18 protein-coding genes are annotated in these 17,628 nt (G+C 66.8%); 12 read left to right on the plus strand and 6 right to left on the minus strand.

What is annotated here, in order from left to right:
• Positions 1–195: 195 nt before the first annotated feature.
• From A5697_RS21600 to A5697_RS21650, 11 genes are all read left to right on the plus strand, one after another.
• A complete protein-coding gene (locus tag A5697_RS21600) occupies positions 196–1,029 on the plus strand; it encodes a DUF3097 domain-containing protein (protein WP_068011988.1) in 834 nt (277 codons plus the stop codon).
• Between the two features lie 60 nt (positions 1,030–1,089).
• A complete protein-coding gene (gene efeU, locus A5697_RS21605; RefSeq protein ID WP_068011989.1) occupies positions 1,090–2,697 on the plus strand; it encodes an iron uptake transporter permease EfeU in 1,608 nt (535 codons plus the stop codon).
• A gap of 37 nt (positions 2,698–2,734) precedes the next feature.
• Complete coding sequence (gene efeO / locus A5697_RS21610; protein ID WP_197501080.1) at positions 2,735–3,910, plus strand: iron uptake system protein EfeO; 1,176 nt, start codon at positions 2,735–2,737, stop codon at positions 3,908–3,910.
• Between the two features lie 4 nt (positions 3,911–3,914).
• Positions 3,915–5,201, plus strand: a complete 1,287-nt coding sequence (gene efeB, locus A5697_RS21615; protein ID WP_067948896.1) for an iron uptake transporter deferrochelatase/peroxidase subunit — start codon at positions 3,915–3,917, stop codon at positions 5,199–5,201.
• 163 nt (positions 5,202–5,364) lie between these two features.
• Entirely contained in the window at positions 5,365–5,889 is a 525-nt protein-coding gene (locus A5697_RS21620; protein WP_068011990.1) for an OsmC family protein, read from the plus strand.
• Between the two features lie 22 nt (positions 5,890–5,911).
• Entirely contained in the window at positions 5,912–6,388 is a 477-nt protein-coding gene (gene cynS / locus A5697_RS21625) for a cyanase (protein WP_068011991.1), read from the plus strand.
• Positions 6,385–7,452 (plus strand): acyl-CoA dehydrogenase family protein, encoded by a 1,068-nt coding sequence (locus A5697_RS21630; protein WP_068011992.1) that lies wholly within the window; start codon positions 6,385–6,387, stop codon positions 7,450–7,452. Before cynS ends, A5697_RS21630 begins: the two co-directional genes overlap by 4 nt.
• A 10-nt stretch (positions 7,453–7,462) precedes the next feature.
• Positions 7,463–8,083: an RNA polymerase sigma factor gene (locus A5697_RS21635; protein WP_068011993.1), complete on the plus strand. Its 621-nt coding sequence runs from the start codon at positions 7,463–7,465 to the stop codon at positions 8,081–8,083.
• Entirely contained in the window at positions 8,080–8,349 is a 270-nt protein-coding gene (locus tag A5697_RS21640) for a hypothetical protein (protein WP_068011994.1), read from the plus strand. The genes A5697_RS21635 and A5697_RS21640 overlap by 4 nt, the downstream gene beginning before the upstream one ends.
• The gene (locus A5697_RS21645) at positions 8,346–9,260 is read left to right on the plus strand and encodes a formate/nitrite transporter family protein (protein ID WP_068011995.1); all 915 of its coding nucleotides are present in this window, start codon (positions 8,346–8,348) and stop codon (positions 9,258–9,260) included. The genes A5697_RS21640 and A5697_RS21645 overlap by 4 nt, the downstream gene beginning before the upstream one ends.
• Positions 9,261–9,396: 136 nt before the next feature.
• Positions 9,397–10,287 (plus strand): universal stress protein, encoded by an 891-nt coding sequence (locus tag A5697_RS21650; protein ID WP_068011996.1) that lies wholly within the window; start codon positions 9,397–9,399, stop codon positions 10,285–10,287.
• On the opposite strand, the gene A5697_RS21655 is transcribed toward A5697_RS21650, so the two are convergent.
• From A5697_RS21655 to A5697_RS21665, 3 genes are read right to left on the minus strand one after another with little or no spacing between them, the layout of a single operon-like run.
• Complete coding sequence (locus A5697_RS21655; protein WP_068011997.1) at positions 10,179–11,816, minus strand: bifunctional 3-(3-hydroxy-phenyl)propionate/3-hydroxycinnamic acid hydroxylase; 1,638 nt, start codon at positions 11,814–11,816, stop codon at positions 10,179–10,181. The genes A5697_RS21650 and A5697_RS21655 overlap by 109 nt on opposite strands.
• Positions 11,813–12,751 (minus strand): fumarylacetoacetate hydrolase family protein, encoded by a 939-nt coding sequence (locus tag A5697_RS21660; protein WP_068011998.1) that lies wholly within the window; start codon positions 12,749–12,751, stop codon positions 11,813–11,815. Before A5697_RS21660 ends, A5697_RS21655 begins: the two co-directional genes overlap by 4 nt.
• Positions 12,748–13,878 (minus strand): VOC family protein, encoded by a 1,131-nt coding sequence (locus tag A5697_RS21665; RefSeq protein ID WP_068011999.1) that lies wholly within the window; start codon positions 13,876–13,878, stop codon positions 12,748–12,750. The genes A5697_RS21660 and A5697_RS21665 overlap by 4 nt, the downstream gene beginning before the upstream one ends.
• 96 nt (positions 13,879–13,974) lie before the next feature.
• Between A5697_RS21665 and A5697_RS21670 the strand changes: the two genes are divergently transcribed.
• Positions 13,975–14,616 (plus strand): TetR/AcrR family transcriptional regulator, encoded by a 642-nt coding sequence (locus A5697_RS21670; RefSeq protein WP_067948147.1) that lies wholly within the window; start codon positions 13,975–13,977, stop codon positions 14,614–14,616.
• Here the strand turns inward: A5697_RS21670 and A5697_RS21675 are convergent.
• From A5697_RS21675 to A5697_RS21685, 3 genes are all read right to left on the minus strand, one after another.
• A complete protein-coding gene (locus A5697_RS21675; RefSeq protein ID WP_068012000.1) occupies positions 14,613–15,464 on the minus strand; it encodes a pyridoxamine 5'-phosphate oxidase family protein in 852 nt (283 codons plus the stop codon). The two genes, A5697_RS21670 and A5697_RS21675, sit on opposite strands and share 4 nt — an antisense overlap.
• A 66-nt stretch (positions 15,465–15,530) precedes the next feature.
• Positions 15,531–16,004, minus strand: coding sequence for a hypothetical protein (locus A5697_RS21680; RefSeq protein ID WP_156673399.1), 474 nt, complete (start codon positions 16,002–16,004; stop codon positions 15,531–15,533).
• An 11-nt stretch (positions 16,005–16,015) separates the two neighbouring features.
• A complete protein-coding gene (locus A5697_RS21685; protein ID WP_068012001.1) occupies positions 16,016–17,572 on the minus strand; it encodes an MlaD family protein in 1,557 nt (518 codons plus the stop codon).
• Between the last annotated feature and the right edge of the window lie 56 nt (positions 17,573–17,628).

Below are 17,628 nucleotides of genomic sequence, written 5' to 3' on the forward strand. Positions count from 1 at the left end.
GGTGTAAAAGAACGGCAGTTCTTACGACTAGCAACGTACCATCGGCAACGCCATCAGCTGTGTAACGCCACACAGTTAAAACGCATTTTTTACCCGGTGGTGTTGTGCGCCCGGGCGGAGCGATCTTGGCCACGATCCTTCCCGCGCGGGCGCGCCGTAACGACGTTTGGCCGCAAGGCTTTCTAGGATTGCCGCGTGGTTGATCGCTATGGAACCGACGTCCTTGCCGCGGGCCGGCGCAAGCCCCGCTCGACCGAGCATCCAGCCGAACTGGGCCTCGTGGTCGAGGACGTGCAGACCGGCTACGTCGGTGCGGTGGTAAGGGTCGAGTACGGGCGGGTCGACCTGGAAGACCGGCGCGGGCACGTGCGCGGCTTCCCCTTGGGCCCTGGCTATTTGCTCGACGGCCGTCCGGTGATCCTCACCGCGCCGCGTCGTTCGGCGCCCGCAGCCGCCACCAGGACGGCGTCCGGTTCGGTTGCCGTGCCGGGGGCCCGGGCCCGGGTCGCCCGCGCCAGCCGGATCTACGTCGAGGGGCGACACGACGCCGAACTCATCGCGCAGGTGTGGGGCGAGGACCTGCGGATCGAGGGCGTCGTCGTCGAGCACCTCGGCGGCGTGGACGACCTGGTGGAGATCGTGGCGGAGTTCGCACCCGGTCCGGGGCGCCGGCTTGGTGTGCTCGTCGATCACCTGGTCACAGGTTCGAAGGAGGCCAGGATCGCCGACGCGGTGCGGCGAGGGCCGGGCGGCAGCGACACGCTGGTGGTCGGCCATCCCTATGTCGACATCTGGCAGGCCGTGAAACCCCAGCGCCTCGGCCTGGCGGCGTGGCCGGATGTGCCCCGGCACATCGAATGGAAGCACGGCGCATGCCGGGCGCTCGGCCTGCCCCACGCCGGCCAGGCGGACATCGCCAGGGCCTGGCGGCACATTCGGTCCCGGGTGCGCGACTGGAATGACCTCGAACCGGCGCTGATCAGCCGGGTCGAAGAACTCATCGACTTCGTGACGCAGCCGGCCTCGTGACGCAGCGGCCTTAGGCTAGGCTAAGCGCGGATCCCGACCCGCGGGACAGAAATCGGGCGTATGCAGGGCGTATTCGGCGTACTAATCGGCACCTTCCTCATCGGCCTCCGCGAAGGCCTCGAGGCGGCGCTCATCGTGAGCATCGTCGGCGCCTTCCTGAAACGAAACGGCCAGCCGATTCGAGCGATGTTTGTCGGCGTCGCCTCGGCGGTGCTGATCAGCGTCGCGGTCGGGGTGGGCCTGAATCTGTTCGCGACGAGCCTGCCGCAGACGCAGCAGGAGATGATGGAAACCGTCATCAATGTCATCGCCGTGGTGTTCGTGACCTCGATGATCATCTGGATGAACGGCAACGCCGCGCAGGTCAAGGGCGAGCTCGAGCGCGATGCCCGACAGGCGATCAACCGTGGCGGTGCGCTCGCCTTGGCCGCGATGGCCTTCCTCGCCGTACTCAAGGAGGGCTTCGAGACATCGGTGTTCTTGTTGGCGGCCGCCCAGACGTCGCATGGTAGCCGCTGGTTCGCCGTGCTGGGTGGGGCGCTGGGGATCGCGGCCGCGATCGCGATGGGTGTCGCGCTGTACTTCGGCGGATTGAAACTCAACATCGCCCGGTTCTTCCGGGTCACCGGGGTGTTCTTGGTGTTGATCGCGGCCGGGCTGGTGCTGGGGGCGCTGCGCACCGCCCACGAGGCCGGCTGGGTGAGCATCGGCCAGCAGCGGGTGCTCGACCTGTCCGTCTGGCTGCCCAGCAACTCGGTGCTCGGCGCGGTGATCGCCGGGATGTTCGGAATACCTGCCGACCCCCGGCTCATCGAGGTGGTGGGCTGGCTGCTCTACGCCGTACCCGTGCTGGTCATCTTCCTGTGGCCCGCTCACCTTGCCGCCGCCCCGCGCGCCCGGGGGCGCCTGTTGGCGGCCGCCTCGATGCTGCTGCTCCTCAGCGCCGCCGGATTGGTGGCGCTGGCGCCGGCCGGTGGCTCGTCCGGCGATGCACGGACCCGCACCGTCACCGACCGCTCCGGCCATACCGCCACGGTGTCGATGGTGGACGGGCCGCATGGACGCGAGCTGGCCGTCGGCCCGCAGGGCGCCTCGACCGTCCGCAACATCCGGCTCGTCCCGGCGGAGGACAAAATCGTGGACGGCCTGCCGGTGCAGGTATGGCAAGCTTCCGAGGCTGCCGGGGCCGACGGCGGGTCGGAAGTCACCCTGGATCAGTTGCTGCGCATGACCGGGGGCCGGCTGCCGGTCGGTCTCGCGGTTGGGCGCACTCCGGGGCCGTTCCAGGGCCAATGGTCAACGACCACGGTGTATACCGTCCTCGCGCAAGGCGATTCCGTGCTGAATGCGCAGGCAACGAGCAACCGCACGGCGGTTTTGACCGGCGGTGGTCTGACCGGGGCCAAGACCGTCAGTCTTGGCGGGCTGGCCACGGACTGGTCCACGTCCGGCACCGAAGACCGGTCGGCCGCCGCGCAAATCGCGGCAAGTCATCTCAACCGTGCGGAAGCGCAGCTGTGGAAGGTATGGCTTCCGCTGACACTGGGTGGTTTTGCTCTGGCCTGCCTTATTGGCGCCGTAGCCGCCGCGCGGCGCGGCGCGCCGACCGAACAGGAAAGGAAGACGGTTGACACCGAATCGAACCGCCCGAAGGTACGCGTCCTTTGAGATATGGCCGTTCGCAACGGCTTTGGCTGCGGTTGCGGTGTTCTCCACGACCGCATGCGGTCACTCGGATGGCGACTCGGGCCACGCCGAAGCGGGAAGGCCCGGCGCCCCGAACGCGGTGAAGGTCACCATGGCCAACAACGCGGGCAAAGACGGCTGCGCCCTGGACAACACCAGCGTGCCCGCCGGGCCGGTGACCTTCACGGTGGCCAACACGAATGCGCCCGGAATCAGCGAAGTCGAATTGCTCAGGGACCAGCGGATCGTCGGCGAGAAGGAAAACCTCGCGCCCGGCCTGGATCCGGTCTCGTTCACCGTCACCCTGGACGGCGGCGCTTATCAGCTCTACTGTCCGGGCGCGAGCACCGAATACCAAACCCTCACGGTCACGGGCAAAGCGCCGGCGGCGCCGACGGGCACCGTGGCCGGCATCCTCAGCCAGGGCACCAAGGACTATGCGGGATACATCGTCAGCCAGATCGGTCAACTCAACGATGCCGTGAAGGCACTCGACGCCGCCGTGCAGTCGGGCAACGTCGACGCCGCGAAGAGCGCCTACGCCAAAGCCCGGCTGTTCTGGGAGCGTTCGGAGTCCACCGTGGAGGGCTTCGTGTTGCCGGGCTTCGCGGTCGGCGACAATGCAGGCAACCTGGACTACCTCATCGATATGCGCGAGTCCACGCCGGTCGACGCCAAGGTCGGCTGGAAGGGCTTCCACGCCATCGAGCGCGACTTGTGGCAGGGTGGCGGGATCACCCCCGCGACCAAGGCGGTCAGCAGCGAATTGGTCGGCAACGTCGGCAAATTGACGGGCATCGTCGCCAACCTGCAGTACAAGCCCGAGGACCTGGCCAACGGGGCCAGCGACCTGATCGAAGAGATCCAGAACACCAAGATCACCGGCGAAGAGGAGGCCTTCAGCCACATCGATCTGGTCGACTTCTCGGGCAACGTGGAAGGCGCTCAGCAGGCGTACGCGTCGCTGCGGCCGGGCCTGGAGAAGATCGACGCAAATCTGGTGAACCAGATCGATCAGCAATTCCACACGGTGCTGGCCACTTTGGACGGATACCGTGACCCGTCCGCTCTCGGCGGCTTCCGGACTTACACCACTGCGCTGAAGGCCAGCGACGCGTCAAAACTCACCGCGGTCATCCAGCCGCTGCACCAGAGCCTGTCGACGGTCGCCCAAAAAGTCGTCTCGGCGGGCTGACCCGGTGACCGACGACACGACCGAACTCGACGAAGCCGCAGCGGTTTCACGCCGCCGGATGCTTGGCGGTGCCATGCTGGCCGGGCTCACCGGCACCGCCGTCGGCGCCACCGGTGGAGGCTTCGCGGGTTACGCGCTGGCGGCCGAACGCAACGGCGACGACGACAACGACAACGTCGACCTGCGGCGTAGCTATCCGTTCTACGGCCAGCTGCATCAAGGTGGAATCGCCACGCCGCCACAGCGTTACGCCATGTTCATGTCCTTCTCGCTGGCCGCCGGCGCAGGCCGCACCGAGCTGCAGACCCTGCTGGCGCGTTGGTCCGCGGCGGCCGCGATCCTGCAGCAGGGAAAGCCCGTCGGCACCGTGCAGCCCCAGGTCGAGGTGCAGCCGCCCGTTGATACCGGGGAGGCCTATGGACTGAGCCCGGCTAGTCTCACCGTCACCGTAGGGTTGGGACCGTCGCTGTTCGGCGATCGCTTCGGGCTGGCCCCACGGCGCCCCGCCCTGTTCATCGATCTGCCGCCGCTCAACGGGGACAACCTGGACCCCCGCCTGCGCGGGGGTGATCTGTCAGTGCAAGCCTGCGCCGACGACCCCCAGGTCTGCTACCACGCCGTGCGAAACCTGGCCCGCCTGGGCCGCAACATCGTCTCGCCGTCCTGGGCGGTGCTGGGATTCGGACGCGCATCGGCCGGCCCCGGCCAGCACACGCCGCGAAACCTCCTGGGCTTCAAGGACGGAACGCGCAACATCGCCACGGACGCGGAGTACGACCGGTTCGTCTGGGTCGAGGACAGCGACCAGCCGTGGATGAACGGCGGGACCTATCAAGTCGTGCGCAAGGTCCGGATGCTGCTCGAGACATGGGACGTCGACCGCATCGGGAATCAGCAGCGGATCTTCGGCCGCACCAAGGAGGAGGGTGCACCGCTGAGCGGCAAGGGCGAATTCGATACCCCCGACTTCACCGCCAAGGGCCCCGACGGCAACCCGCTGATCGACCCGATGTCTCACGTCGGCCTGGCCGCCCGGGAGAACAATGACGGCATCATGATCCGGCGCCGGTCCTACAACTACACCGACGGTCTCGACGCCAACGGCCAACTCAACGCCGGCCTGCTGTTCATCTCGTACCAAAAAGATCCGCAAGATTTTATTCGCCTGCAGAATCGGCTGGGCGCACACGACCTGCTCAACGAATACATCCGCCACATCGGTTCAGCAATCTTCGCGGTGCCGCCCGCGCCCGCCGAAGGCCACTACATCGGGCAAAGCCTTTTCAGCTAAGCAAATCTCCCCGAGCGCCGTCCGGCGTTGGACCGTGCCGCGTTTCGGCTGTGTGATGTTTCGTGTCGCCGGCGTAAATCAATCAAGCCCGCCGTCACGCAGCGGCCGTCGCAGAGCACTAATTCCGTGAAGCCGCAAAATCAGCGAAAACGGAGGAAGTCATATGACCGACGCGCTCGTCATCGACGCCGAAGGCCTCGACAAGCTGTCGTGTAACGCCAGGGCCAACCCGGAAACCGGCAGGAAGACTCTGAAAGCCAAGACGGTGTGCGAGGCCGGGTTCCGCAACATGACCTACGTGCGCGATCTGGCGCCGATGCTGGTGGGCGAACCGCCCGCGCTGCTCGGCGACGACTCCGCGCCCAACCCCTCCGAGACCGCGCTGGCGGCGCTCGGTTCGTGCGTGTCGGTGGGCTTGCTGGCCAACGCGACGCACCGCGGGGTGACACTTACCAAGATCGAGGTCGAGATGGAGGGCGACATCGACATCTCCGCGGTGTGGGGAGTGGGTGACACGCCCGAGGGAAAACGGCTGGGCTTCAGCGCGGTCCGGTGCAAGGTGACGCTGGCCGGAGACGCCGACGACGCGACTCTGAGGGAGATCCACGACAACGCGATCGCCTGGTCGCCCGTGGTGAACACGTTCCGCAACCCGGTGAGCGTCGACTCGACTCTGTCCACCGAATAGGCATCGGGACGGGAAGCATTCGGTGGCAACAACATTGACCAAGACCGATCTTGGCGAGCTGATCAGGTTGGCCCGCGTCAAGCGGGGATTGAGCTGGGCGGAGATCGCCGAATCGATCGGCAAGGACCCGGTGTGGACCGTCGCCGCGCTACTCGGGCAGCATCCGCTCGCGGCCGGGGATGCGGCAACGGTCGCATCGCTTCTCGACCTCGACGACGAGGCGGCAGCGGTCCTGCAAACGGTGCCGTACCGGGGTTCGGATGCGGCCACGGCGACGGATCCGACGATCTACCGGTTCCATGAGACGCTGGCCGTCTACGGTCCGGCGATCAAGGAACTCATCCATGAAGAATTCGGTGACGGCATCATGAGCGCGATCAACTTTCAGATGAGCGTGCAACGGCGGCCGCACCCCGAAGGCGACAGGGTGGTCGTCACTTTCGACGGCAAGTTCCTCGACTACGCGTGGACACACTCGGCCCAGGAGGTATCGCGATGACGGCGACGATGAATTCGGCTGCCAGCCGGTTGAGTATCGAACTGTTGGAAGACATCCGGGCCCATGCCGGGGCGCTGGACCGCGGCGAGCATCCATCGCGTCGCAGTTTCACCGCACTGGGTGCCGCCGGTCTGCTCGGGCTCGGGGCACCCGCCAACGCCGACGGCAGGCTCCCCGAGATGGCAGAAGCGATCCGGTTGATCTCCGGAGAATGCATGAGCACCGGGTTCTCGTTGTGGGCCCATCGCATGGCTGTGGAGTATTTGCTCACGGCGGCAACGCCTTACGGTACGGCGGCGGCCCAGTCGCTTTATGCCGGGACCACGCTGGGGGTGACCGGCATGGCCTCGGCATTCAAGGAGGCGGCCGGCTGCGGAAGCCTGGAGTTGACGGCCACACCGGTCGAGGGGGGCTACCAGGTGTCCGGACCGATCAGGTGGGCCAGCAACCTCTACCCCGACTCGACCATGGTGACCGCGGTGCGTACCGACGCCGGGGAGCGGCTGATCGTGGCCTTGCCGCTGAACACCCCGGGCGTTGTGCTGGGCGATCACTTCGACCTGCTGGCAATGGGTAGCACCGCCTCGTCGTACCTGAACCTGACGGGCGCCTACGTCCCCGCGGAGCAGGTGTTGTCGCGTGACTTCGACGACTTCCTGCAGGCGGTCCGCCCGCCTTTCCTCGTCTTGCAGTCGGCGATGTGCCTGGGACTTACCGCGACTACCGTGAGTCAGGCCAAAATCGGTCTCGGCGGGGTGAACTCGGTGTTCAGCGCTCAAGTCGAGCACGTGGCGGAAAAGCTCGCCAGTGCGGAAGCGACGCTGGCGGAACTTGCGACGGCGGTGGGCGGTGACGAGTCGCCCACCAAGAGGGAGCTGTTGTCGCTGCGGCTCGCTGCGGCCCAACTGTCCAGCGCCGGTGCGGATCTCGAAATCCGCACCGCTGGCGGCAAGGGTTACGCGAGCAGGACATCGGCCAGCCGTCGCTACCGCGAGGCGGCGTTCATCCCGGTCCAATCGCCGTCCGAAGGGCAGCTCCGCTGGGAATTGGCCGCATGCGCTTGAGTTCGAGACGATGGTGACCCCGGTGGCGGTGCCGCCGGGCGGCACCGAATCGCAACGCGTGGTCGGCGGTATTCCGCTGGCGAATCTGGTGCGCGACTTTCATCGGCCGATGGTCAATTTCGCCCGCACCATGGTGGATTCGGCGACGGTGGCCGAAGAGGCCGTGCAAGAGGCGTGGGTCCAGGTCCTGCAGTCCGCGGATTCGTTCGAGGGACGTTCCTCGGTCGGCACCTGGCTGTTCGGGATCGTGAAGAACACCGCGTCGCGGCACCGGCGCCGCGAATCCCGCATCCGCGACCACGAGGTGCTGTCCGCGGATGACGTCGACCCGCTGGTGAGCCGCATGCATCCGGCCGGCCATCCCGATGCGGGGCACTGGAGTATCCCGCCGTCGCAGCGCTTCCTGCCGGAGGACCACACCGTCGAGAACGAGCTCATCGGGTATGTCCGTGCGGCGTTGGACGCGCTGCCCGAGCGGCAACGGCAGCTGGTCATCCTGCGCGACATCGTCGGTACGACGGCCGAAGAGGCGGCCGAAATCCTCGAACTGACCGCCGAGGGGCAGCGCGCGCTGCTCTACCGCGCCCGGGGAAATCTTCGCAACGAATTGGAAAAGCGGTATCGCCGATGACCATCCACGACAACGCGGTCCCCGCCATCGACTGCGTCGACTTCGTCCGCCTCGTCGACGAACTCGTCGACTCCGATCCGCGGCGGTGGGGACCGATCGTCGCCAAGCACCTCGACGAGTGCCCCCCGTGCCTGGTCTACCTGCAACAGATGCTCGACCTCAAGATTCTGCTCAACCACGTCTTCGAGGGGGAGAGGCTCAGCGAGGAGCACGTTACCGGGGTCATCAACGCGATCAACGCTTTACGGAAAGGCGAACACCGATGACGATCAACGCGCAAGCGCCACAATTGGGAGGTGCGGCGCCGGCGGCGCCCGCATTCGCCGACTTCCCCGCCGGCGTCACGCCTAAGCTCGTCACCGACGACCCGTTCGAGCCGCTCAGCGTCGGTGCCATGGTGGACCGGGTGGCCGCCATGGCCGTGGAAAAGGCGACGCACCCGTGGGCGTTTCTGATCCGCTCGTTGGTCGGCGGTGCGATGGTCGCGTTCGGCGCGCTGCTGGCGTTGATGGTGAGCACCGGAGTCAGGACCCCAGGCATCGCAAGCCTGTTGATGGGCCTGGCATTCGGCATGTCGTTCGTCCTCATCCTGGTGTCCGGCATGTCGCTGATCACCGCCGACATGGCCGCGGGATTCCTAGCCGTCCTCAACCGCACCATGAGCGTCGGCGGCTACGCGCTGCTGGTTACCGTCGGCCTGATCGGCAACGTCTTGGGCGCGCTGGTGTTCGTCACGGTGTGCGGGGCCGCGGGAGGCCCATACCTTGGCGCCTTCGCCGAGCGGGCGGCTGCCGTCGGCGCGCAGAAGGCCGGCCAGCCGTTCTGGACCGCCCTGCTGCTCGCCGTGGTGTGCACCTGGTTTCTGCAGACGTCGATGTGCATGTTCTTCAAGGCCCGCAGCGACGTCGCCCGCATGACGTTCGCGTTCTACGGACCGTTCGCATTCGTCATCGGCGGCACCCAGCACGTGATCGCCAACGTCGGCTTCCTCGGTCTTCCCCTGTTGCTCAACGTGTTTCACCCGGCCGCGCCCCGCAGCGGGATCGGTTGGGCATTCGGCCAACACGGCCTGCTCACCAACCTCGGCATCACCACCGTGGGTAATCTGATCGGCGGCACTCTGCTCGTGGCGTTACCTTTCTGGGTCATCGCGCGGCTACAACGGCATCGCGCCTAGCCGGCGAGTGGACGTGGCGTTACAGCGGTCTTAACGAGCGCCGCGGAAGCCCTCCGTCCCGTTGGTTAGGGACTTAAGCCTCACGACCGACGACCCCTCGGGTTTATAGCGTCGCTGGTGATGGAGGGAGAACGAAATGTCCGGACCTGATCAACAGCGCGGCGTCGTCGTCGCGGTGGACGGCTCGCAGGCATCGAACGCGGCTGCGATCTGGGCCGCCCACGAAGCGGCGATGCGAAAGATTCCGCTGACCGTCGTCCATGCGGTGACAACCCCGACCGCCACCTGGCCGCCGGTCCCATACCCCGAGTCTCTAGCGGTGCGGCTGGAAGACGAGGGCAAGAAGGCCATCATGCACGCGATCAAGCTCGCCGAAGAGGCGCTGCCGGCAGAACGAAAGGTCACCATCCAGCGGGAACTCGTGTACTCCAGCCCGGCACTGGCCCTGATCAACATGTCCGGCGAGGCAGACATGATCGTTGTGGGCACGGCGGGACGAGGATTGCTGGCCCGGAGCGTGCTCGGTTCGGTCAGCGCGACCGTGGTGCGGCATGCCCATTGCCCGGTGGCGGTCATCCATGGCGACGAGCTGCCGGACATGCGCAACGCTCCCGTCGTCGTGGGAGTCGACGGCTCGCCGGCTTCCGAGCTCGCGATCGAAATCGCCTTCGACGAAGCCTCCCGTCGCGGCGTCGAGCTGACGGCCCTACACGCATGGAGCGACATCACGATAAGCGAACTCCCGGAAGCGGATTGGTCGTCCCTGGAAGCGGAGGCGCACCGCAATTTGGCCGAGAACCTAGCGGGCTGGCAGGAACGCTACCCCGATGTGACGGTGCAGCGATTGGTCGTACGTGACGAGCCGGCCCGGCAGCTCGCCGACAAGTCCGAAACCGCCCAGCTCCTGGTCGTGGGTAGTCACGGTCGCGGCGGTCTGACCGGCGTGCTGTTGGGATCGGTCAGCAACGCGGTCCTGCATTCGGTGCGGACGCCGGTGATCGTCGCGCGCCCGGGGGCTTCCGCCTGAACTGCGGCGGGGCAAAGGATTGTTGCCGTCCAGGCACAGAGGGCGGCGAGGTCGCGTCCGGCGTGTGCCACCGTGCGGTCGGGGCGAACCAGTGCGGCGGTGGCACGGCCTCGTTCTAGCCATGCCTCCAGCGGGCTGCCGGCTTCGGTGACCAGCACGGCGACGTCGCGCTGCCGCAGCGCCGCCTCGTCGGCCGCACCGGGGCGGGCGGTGCTGATCAACGCGAAACCGGCACCGAGCACGTCGTCCAGGCGTTGACCGTTGCGTAGCGCCGGATTCGGGCAGAGCGTGCCGGCGAGCCGGTGCCGTCGCAGGGATCGGCGTACCAACGCGGAACGCCGCAGCTCAGGCGTTCTCGAGTCGGCGACCTTGTCCCGCAGGCCGGGGATGAGCCGCAGCCGCGGCAACACCGCCCGGCGCGCCGCGTTGCCCGGGCGGCCTCCGCCGGTCATGGCCCAGCCGACGCTCAGCGCCAGGCGAATCATGGATCGGGTATGCGGTTTGCGTTCCCGCTCATAGGTTTCCAGAACACTCGGCGCCAGGGCGCCGTGGTGGACTCCGGCGATCTTCCACGCGAGGTTGGCCGCGTCTCGCAGTCCGGCTCCCATACCCTGGCCGATGAACGGGGGAGTGAGGTGTGCCGCGTCGCCGAGGATGAAGACGTTGCCTCGACGCCAGCGGTCGGCGATCTGCGCGCGGAAGGTGTACTCGGCGACGCGCAACAACGTCAGTTCGCCGACGGGTACGGTGCTCGTCCATGGCTCGATCAGGGGCCGCAATCGGGCCAGGCTGCCGAAGTCGTTCGCGGTTTCGCCGGCCAACAATTGGAACTCCCACCGGTAGCGGGACGGCCCGATGCGCATGTAGGTCCCCGCGCGACCCGGGTCGCACACCTGGTGGACCCCATCCCACTGGCGTAGATCCGCATCGCTGGCGATGTCGACCACCAGCCAGCGCTGTTGAAAGTTCAAGTCCCTCATGGCCGAGCCGATCCGGGTGCGCACCATGCTGTTGGCGCCGTCGCAGCCCAGCAGGTAGTCGGCGTCGACCTGATGAACCCGGCCGTCGGAGCGGTCGGTGAAGGTGACCCGGACGCGGGTTCCGTCCGACACGATTTCGGTGACTTCGGCGTTCCCCCGCAGCTGGGCGTTGGGGTGGCGTTCGAGATTGGCCCGCAGCAGGGCCTCCAACTCCGGCTGGTCGAACATGTTGGCCTGCGGGTAGCCGTGCACACTGCGTTCGGGATCGCGGTTGAACTCGGCCAGCGTGCGAAACCGGTTGTCTACCAGCCGCAGGCCCAGCGTCGGCCGCGATATCGCCGCGAATTGTTCGGCGATGCCGAGGCGGGCGATGATGCGATAGATCTCATCGTCCAGGTGCACGGCGCGCGGCTGAGCGTACACGCCCGGCCAGCGGTCGAGCACCAGACAGTCCACGCCGTACCGCGCCAACAACGTGGCGGTGGTGACACCGGTCGGTCCGGCGCCGACGATGACGACGGGGAGCCGGCGGGTGGACGGCGTGGTCACGCGAATCGGACTGTGGTGCGCTGTGTTCCGAGGTCGATGGCCCCGTCGTCGGTGGCCACCGACGCCTCGACGACGTCGCCGTCATGCAGGTAATTCTGGTTGGCGGCCTGGCGCGAGAAGAACATCTTCCATTTCATGGCGGGCGGCAACAGGTTTCCGATGAGCTGCACGGGCTTCGGTGGTGCACTCAGCGCGGTGCCGGCCGGGGTGCCGGTGAGCACCAGGTCACCGGGGGCGAGTTCCTGGAACTGGGTGAGTGACTGCAACGCCTCCAGTGGCCGATACAACATGTCGCCCTCGACGAGGGCGTTTTGCCGTTCCTGACCATTGACACTGAGGCGCAGGCGCAGATCGCCGAAGCGCTTGAGTTCATTGGCGTTCAGTAGCACCAACTCCGGGCCGACCGGTGTGAACGTCGGATACGACTTGGCCTCGTAGAACTGGGTTTGCGGAAGTTGGATGTCACGCGCGGAGACGTCGTTCGTGACGACCAACCCGGCGATGAAATCGCCCAGGTTGTCGTCGGTGATGGTGGTGCCGATCGCAATCGCGCGGCCGATGACCAGGCCGACCTCCACCTCGTAGTCGAGCAGCCTGACGTGCTGCGGTTTGACGATGTCATCGAACGGCCCGTTGATGGACGCGGATGCCTTGCGGAAGAACGTGAGCGGGACCGAGGCCGGATCCATGCCCGCGTCCCTGACATGCGACTCGAAGTTGGTCATTTGGGCGATGACTCGGCACGGCCGGGTCACCGGTGAGATCAAGCTGAGGGTGTCGACGGCGACGGTCTCGGTGTGGTTGGCCGCTCTTTCGATGGCGGCCCGGTCGGCCAGCAGCGCTGCGGTGCTGGTCGCCGCGGTGTCGATCTTGACCGCGCCGTTGACGGTCTTAAGCCACCAGGAGTCGGCGGTGTGCAGGACGGGAAGGGTCATGAGGTGGGAACTTTCAGTAGGCCAACCAGGCGGCTGACATCGAATTCGTTGTCCGCGCGGAGCGCTGTGATAAACGAAACCAATTCTCGCCGAGCAGATTTCGCATCGGTTCCGAGGAAGTCCTTGGTAGCCGGTGGGCCCCACTGGGCCAGCCCGGATGCGGTGAAGGGCGCCCAGCCCGGGTCCAGCGTGTTGTCGAACACGTCGCCATCGGTAAAGTGCTCGAACAGATAACCATCGGGATCCCGCCAGTAGTCGAAGATCTGGCTGCCCTGAATGTGCCTGCCGATTCCCCAGGACCGCGAGTAACCCCGCGCGCCAAGGTATTCGCCGCCGGCGGCCAGCGCGTCGAGGTCGCTTACCTGATACGCCGAATGGACGTAGCGGTTGGCCGGACCCAGGGCCATGGCCAGGGTGTGATGGTCGGCCGGTGCCGAGCCACGGTCGCACCGAATGAAACTCATGGTCGGGCCTCGGTCGCGTTGGCCGGGGAAGTACAGGAAATCGCTCACGATCATGCCCAGGTTGTCCAGATACCAGTTCAGCGTTTCGAGGTACTTGGTCGACTGCACCACCAGGTGGCCCAGGCGTTGCACCCGCGCGGGCTCTCGGGGCGGACGCTGGCCGATGTTGACGCGCCGCATGTCGTTTCCGAAATTGAAGGCGGGGGGTCGTTGGCCCGGTAGTTCCGGGAGTTGATGCAATCCGGCGACGACGCGGACCGGCATGCCACTGGGGTCGATCAAGTCGACCGATACCCCGCCGATGGTTTCCGGCAGCGGCCGCACCGATGCGCCTACGGAGTCCGCCAACCGGAGCACGTCGCCCTGGTCGGGGGCCCGGAACGCGGCGCCGGCGAAGCGGCTTCGCCGGCCGCGACGCACGATGACGCACGGCCCTCCCGCCCACGTTCCGCGTAAGTGCAGTTCGTCCGGGCCGTGTTGGGCCGTCTGGAAGCCGAAGGCCCGCGCGAACGCCTCGGCCCGGGCCAGGTCCGGGCGCTCGAACTCCAACCACGCGATGTCGGCGACTTTGATCACCGGGTTACGCGATCGCCCCGGATGCTCACCGGGCCGCGCGGTCTGCTCGCTGTGCGCCTGCGGGCGGGCACTTTCGGTCAAATCCATGACTAACTCCCAACTAACTGACGAAATCGTCACATACGAGAGAACGTTCAGTCAAGGATCTGACGGAATCCTCATAACTGATGCATACTGCTGTGAATGAGCGCGATGGTAGAGCCGACCAGGCTGGAGCGGCGCAAGCGGCGTACCCGGGCTGCGCTGGTCAAAGCCGCGCAGCGGCTGATCGCCGAGGGCAAGGTCAATGTCCCGGTCCTGGAAATCACCCAGGCCGCCGACGTGGGCATGGGGTCTTTCTACAACCACTTCGACAGCAAGGAGCAGTTGTTCGAGGCCGCGGTCGCCGATGTGCTCGACGCCTACGGGTCGATGCTCGATCGGCTCACCGAAGCCATCGAGGACCCGGCCCAAACTTTCGCCACCAGTTTTCGGCTGACTGGCCGGCTGTTTCGTCGGCATCCGCAGGAGAGCCAGATTTTGCTGGCCAACGGGCTGGAACTGCTGTCGTCGGAACGGGGTCTGGCGCCGCGCGCACTCCGCGACATCAAAGCCGGCGTCGCCGCCGGGAGGTTTGACGTCGACGACCCCGAGTTAGCCCTCGCCATGGCCGGGGGCGCGCTGCTGGGCCTCGGAAACCTGTTGCGTGACCATCCCGATCGCGATGACGCGCGCGCGGCGGACGTCGTCACGGAAAACGTTCTGCGGTTGTTCGGGCTCAGCGCCGACGAGGCGCACGCCATCTGCCAACTCCCCCTACCGGACGGGGGACTCTTCGAGGACTAGCGGGCGACGGCGTCGACGGAGAATGCGACGTTTCGACCCACCCCACCGTCATCACCGGCCTCGCCGGGGGTGGTCCACCGCACGTGTGCGGTGCCGGTGATGTGCAAAGTGGCGCCGGTATCGAAATCGATGAACAGCAAAGCGGCCTCGTCGTCGACGGCGAGGTTGCCGTAACTGTTGAACATGTTGTTCCCCGGAAAGTCCGGCCACCACAATCGGTCTGGGGAGTCGACTCGGACGAATCCCGGTGGACCTCCGCGATGTGACGCATCTCGGCCACGGGTGGGATGGCTGGTGCCCAGAAAGAACGTATCTGCCCGTGCGACCAACGCTTGATCGGATGCGTCCAGAACCGTCGCGCGGGTCGCAGGCAGTGGAGGAGGGGCGCCAAGGATCCCCACGTCGATGGCGTGGCGATGAATGTACTTGGGGCAGTTGCCGTATGACTGATCGACGCGGACGAACATGCCGCCCGGCCGGTCAGCACTGACAAGCTCGCCGTTGACCCGTAGCCTGCGCCGGGTGGCGAAGTCGATGGCGATCAGTCCTACCTGTTGACCGGTCGGGATGTCGTGCAGGGGATCGCCGTCGCGGGGGAAGGTGGCGACCCGCAAGATGTCGTCGTGGCCGCGCAGGAAACCCGGCGGTGCGGCCAACGGCGAGATCCAGAGGACCCCGGCGTGGTCGCGCGCGGTCAGCGCGGCGAACCGCTGTGACGCGAGAAATTTTTCGGCGCCCACGGACAGGCCCGACGAGTCGAGCATGCCCTCGAGCCGCCCGGCCTCGGCTTCGACGCCCGCTCGGCGCTGCGTTGCGGTCTCGCCCTCGTGGAAGCCACTCGCGGTCACACGAGCCATAACACCGCCGGTGCCGCAAACCTTCCGTGCAGCGCGGGAAATCAGCGGCCGTGGTCCCTAGGCGACCGACACGATGCGGGCAACCAGCTTGCCGCCCCGGATGACGTCGATCGTCTGGCCCGCCGCAACCTCGTCGAAGTAACGACCCGCACGCTTTCGCAATTCGTCAAGCTCGATCCCGCCGACGGTGTCCACCGGCCTCGACGTCCTGTCCGCGTCGCCGGCGGCCACGATGTGCGCCAGCAATCTGCCCCCGCGCACGACGCTGACGGTCTCCCCGGCCGCGACCCGGTCGAAGCATCGCCCGGCACGCGTTCGCAGTTCATCTAGGCCGATCCACCCACCGGCGTTTTGCGGCCCGGGTTTCGCGGACCGCGCGGGGATGGGAGCCACCCTCCAGTCACCGACGGGCACGATACGCGCTACCAGCTTGCCGCGGCGGACGACATCGATGGTCTCCCCGGCGGCGACCCGTTCGAGGTACCTACAGGCGTCACTCCGAAGTTGGCCTAGGCCAATCGCTTCCCGCATTTCCAATCCCTTCATCGGCTGGCAGGCGGCGCCAGCATGTCCTTCCAGCCGTCGTCTCCCGTTTTGCTCGAGTTCTCGACCGTGTACTTCGCGCCATCGGGCCCCACCAGTTCGCCGCTCTGGGGCAGGTAAACGGCCGGGGGAGGGGCGCCGGGGGTGTAGACGCAGGGATTCGGCTGCTGCCCATTGCATTCCACGGTTCCCGATCCCGGCCGCTGCAGTGGATCGCTGATCGGCGGTGGCGTCCCGGCCACCCTGTCGGAGGGCGCCGGGTTGAGGCCGTTGTTGACCGACGGAGCGGGTATCACCAGCCCCGGTTTCACCGGCTGGTCGCAGCGCGCCGCGGGCGCCGGGCAGGTCACGAGCTGGTTGGGTTCGCCGTACCACGGGTTGGTGCCCAGCGGGACATAGGGTTTGGGGTCGCGGCATTCCCGCGGCGTCGCCGCGCGTTTGCCGGGGACATCGACACACGGAAGATTGCGTGCGCCGCGCACCGCGTTGGCCGGAGTGTCCTGCGGGATCTTGCAATAGGTTCCGGACGGCATCGGCGCCAGGCTGGTATCCGCGGGAGACCGCCACTGGGAGGCCGGGAGAAACCCGGTCAGACACGGCGGGGGCTGGTTGATCGTCAGCGAGGTCCCGAGCGATGCGTAGCCCGGAAAGGCCGTCGTGACCGTCTGACCTTCCGAGGCGCCCTGCGGATAAGCCACCAGCAGTTGCTCGACGCCCTTGTGGTAGCGCTTGAGCATGTCCAGCACGATTTCGAGATTCGCCAGTGTCTGCGGCAGCGACTCTCGGACGTCGCTGAACACCTCGTTGACCTGATCGGCGGTCGGCGCCGCCTGGGTCAGGATGCTTTGCAGGTGCTGGTCGTTTTCCGCGCTCTGCGCGGCCAGGATGCTCAGGTTGTGCGACCAGCGGTCGATCGAGTCACCGGAGTTGACCTGGCTGTCGATGATGGGCCCCGAGTTTTGGATGATGTCGTTGATGTCGGTGATGTTGGTCTTGAAGTCACCGGCGATCGCCTGCGTCGCATCGACCAGTCGCTGCAGCGCGGGGCCCAATCCGCCTACCGCTTGGGCTGTTTCGTCGAGCAGCCCGGCGATCTTGTCCTTGGGCAGCGCGGCCAACCCCCGGTTGGCGGCGTCCAGCGCCGGCCCGATCTCGGTGGGCACGGTTCCCTTGGTGATGGTCTGACCGGGCGAGAAGTATTGGTGCGCATTGCCTACCGACACCAGGTCGAGGTACTGCTCACCGACCGCCGACACCGAATGCACGTTCGCCGAGGCGTCGATCGGGATCCGGTAGCGGTCCCCGATGCTCATCGTCACCTGCGCCCCCGTGGCGGTCGGCTCGACGGCGGTGACCGTGCCAATGGTTTCACCGCGATACGTCACATTGGAGGTCTTGTACAGGCCGCCCGACGCGGGTAGGTCCGCCTTCAACGTGTACTGGCCGATCCCGGCCGCAGTGGGAATCTGCAGGTAGTACCAGCCCAACGCAATCGCTGTGATCGCGGTCAGGATGCCGAACATGACCAGCTGGCGCTTGATGAAGCGGGTCAGCATTGCCTATCCGCCCTTTCGACCAGCGGGCCGCCCGGGGCGTCGTTCGGGTTCGGCGT

Origin of the sequence: Mycobacterium sp. E3251, from assembly GCF_001666835.1 — a bacterium.
In the GTDB taxonomy this organism is placed as follows: Bacteria; Actinomycetota; Actinomycetes; order Mycobacteriales; family Mycobacteriaceae; genus Mycobacterium.